This window comes from Mycobacterium timonense (assembly GCF_025821985.1).
Lineage (GTDB): Bacteria > Actinomycetota > Actinomycetes > Mycobacteriales > Mycobacteriaceae > Mycobacterium > Mycobacterium avium.
Genome location: NZ_JACKSY010000017.1, coordinates 1 through 2478, shown reverse-complemented (window position 1 = coordinate 2478; position 2478 = coordinate 1). Strand labels below are relative to the sequence as shown.

Below are 2478 nucleotides of genomic sequence, written 5' to 3'. Positions count from 1 at the left end.
ACCCAACGACCTCAAAGAAGCCACCACCCGGTTGTGGGCGGCCCGCTGGGGGGTGGGCAAACGCCGCCTGGAACGCCCCGCCGACTACGCCGCCATCCTGGCCACCTACTGGTACGTCGAAGGCAAACACGCCGTGGCCAACAACCGCCTCGACGAAGCCGCCTACGCCGCCTACCAACTCGCCATGATCAACCCGCGATGACCGAAGCACCCGAAACGCATCCGATCGCGATTGCCGCCGAATTCGCCGGCTACATGGCCGTGCACCCGCCCCACGCCGGCCGGTATCTGATAGCGCGGGCCTGGCTGCTGCTGCCGGTGCTGTGGGCGGCACGCCTAGGGCACCTCGACGACGACTGGCGGCAGCGCCTGCCGACACAGTTCGGTGACGGCCCCTGGGACGAGAGGGTTGTTGACGTCCGGGCGGCGGCTATCGAGCTCGCCGCCCTGCCGCCGCAGCCGTGGGAGGCCGGCGGGCCGGAAGCGCTCAATGCCTGGTATCACTGCGCGATGGAGCAGGCTCACGCCGTCTACGCGCATTGGGGGCTATGCGCCGCGCAGCGACTAATCAATCCCAAGCACCCATGGATGATCGCCATCTGGCATGCCTGCCACGCCACCTGCGTGCTCACCGAGGCCAGCTACCTGGCCGCCGGAGCCGGACCGACCGAGTGGACTTGGCTACGCGGCATGCCTAATCGGCGCGTCAACGCACCCGAGCCGCCAGCTGCGTTGACGCCGGCAGAGGAAGCCATGGTGTTCACTCCCCCGCCATCGCACTGGAGCTCCGACCCTCGCCTCGATCCCCGAATCACCACAGCCGTAGCGAAACAATCCCAACAGTCCAGCACCGCAGCCGCTTTCGCGCGTCTAACGTGTTGGTGAGGCCTAGATAGCGACCTGGAATACCACGCGGACGCAACTCATTTGACGTCGACCCCCTGGGTTGGCCGCAGGCGTGGAAACCGCCGAACTTCAATTCCTGTCGCTCGCATCGTGCAGCGGTAGGTAGATGAGCACGCAGTTAGCGGCGTTCAGCCGATGCGGCGACGTCACCGAAATCGTCGCGACACCATCAAGCAATAAGGCGACCGGGTGCAGGTGATTTCCTGACCGGCGGCCATACGGGCATCTCCTTGCGTGGCACCGGCATTGATCGAGGGGCAGTCAGCGGTCCCAGTGACAGTCCCGGCCTTTGCGTGGTATTAGTGCGCTGGTTTGATGACCGATACGGTGTTGTCGCTGTTTGCGGTATAGGCGGTGTGGGTAGCGGGGTCGACCGCCACTGCCCACAATCGGTTGCCGACGCGGATGGTGCTGGTGACGGTGTTGGTGGTGGTGTCGATGACCGACACTGTGCCGTCGGTGCTGTTGGTGGTGTAGGCGGTGTGAGTGGTCGGGTCGACGGCCAAACCCCACGGGTTGGTGCCAGCCTTGATGGTGGCGGTGGCTGTACGGCTAGCCGTGTCGATAACCGACACGGTGTTGTCGCCATAGTTGGCGGTGTAGGCGGTGTGGCTGGTGGAGTCCACGGCGACCCCAAGCGGACCGTTGCCCACATTGATGGTGGAGGTCGTGACGGTGTGGTTGCTGGTATCGATGACCGACACCGTGCCGTCGCTGTTGTTCGTGATGTAGGCGGTGTGTGTGCTGGGGTCAACCGCCACCCATTCCGGATGCTTGCCGACTTGGACGGTGGCGGTGACGGCGTGGGTGCTGGTGTCGATGACCGACACGGTGTTGTCCCAATTATTGGCCACGAAGGCGGTGTGAGTGGTTGGGTCGACCGCTATGCCCCACGGGTTGGTGCCGACCGGGATAGTGGTAGCGGCGGCCGAGCGGCTGTTGTTGGTGTCGACCATCGACACCGTGTCGTCGCGGTTGTTGGCGGTGTAGACGGTGTGGCTGGTGGGGTCGACGGCTACCCCGAGCGGGCCTCTGCCGACCGGGATGGTGGCGGTGACGGTGTGGGTGCTGGTGTCGATCACGGAGGTGGTGTTGTCGCCGTAGTTGGCGGTGTAGGCGGTGTGGGTGGTGGGGTCGACAGTTACGCCTTCCGGGTGCTTGCCGACCGGGATGGTGGCGGTGACGTTGGCGAGGATGGTGCTGGGCGGCGGCGTGACGGGCGTGTGGTGGCGGTGGCTGATCCAGTAAGGGATTGCGGTGGCTGCGACCAGGGTGAGGACAGTGGCGGCAGTGAGTAGGGTGATCGTGCGGCGGTGGCTGGCGCGTGGCGGCGCTGTTGTGGTGGCGGCCGTGACGGTGGGATCGGCCGCCTCGGCGGGCGTGCTTGTGGGAGACGTGTCGCCGTGGTGCTGGGGTGCGCTGGCTAATGCTTGACGGGCGGCGGCGGTGAGCTCCCCGGCTCGTGGGTAGCGGTCGTCGCGGTTCTTTGCCATCCCGCGGGCGATGACCTCGTCGAAACCGGCCGGGATACCCCGGTGTTGGCTGGGGCGGGGAACCGGCGTGGCTAGGTGG

Annotated in this window: 3 protein-coding genes; 2 read left to right on the top strand and 1 reads right to left on the bottom strand. The window is 66.2% G+C overall.

The genetic code is table 11. The features are described from left to right. Together H7I87_RS05190 and H7I87_RS05185 are read left to right on the top strand one after the other, a co-directional pair. Window positions 1-202: hypothetical protein (locus H7I87_RS05190; protein ID WP_264002603.1), on the top strand; the 202-nt coding region annotated here is incomplete at its 5' end. Then, window positions 199-885, top strand: coding sequence for a hypothetical protein (locus H7I87_RS05185; protein WP_083071851.1), 687 nt, complete (start codon window positions 199-201; stop codon window positions 883-885). The genes H7I87_RS05190 and H7I87_RS05185, both read left to right, overlap by 4 nt. A gap of 320 nt (window positions 886-1205) precedes the next feature. On the opposite strand, the gene H7I87_RS28835 is transcribed toward H7I87_RS05185, so the two are convergent. Then, a partial coding sequence (locus H7I87_RS28835; RefSeq protein WP_276058850.1) for a beta-propeller fold lactonase family protein occupies window positions 1206-2478 on the bottom strand: 1273 nt, incomplete at its 5' end.

Bases quoted from the DNA above. Each gene is read 5' to 3' on its own strand.
- H7I87_RS05185 (WP_083071851.1), top strand. From the start codon at position 199: ATGACCGAAGCACCCGAAACGCATCCGATCGCGATTGCCGCCGAATTC.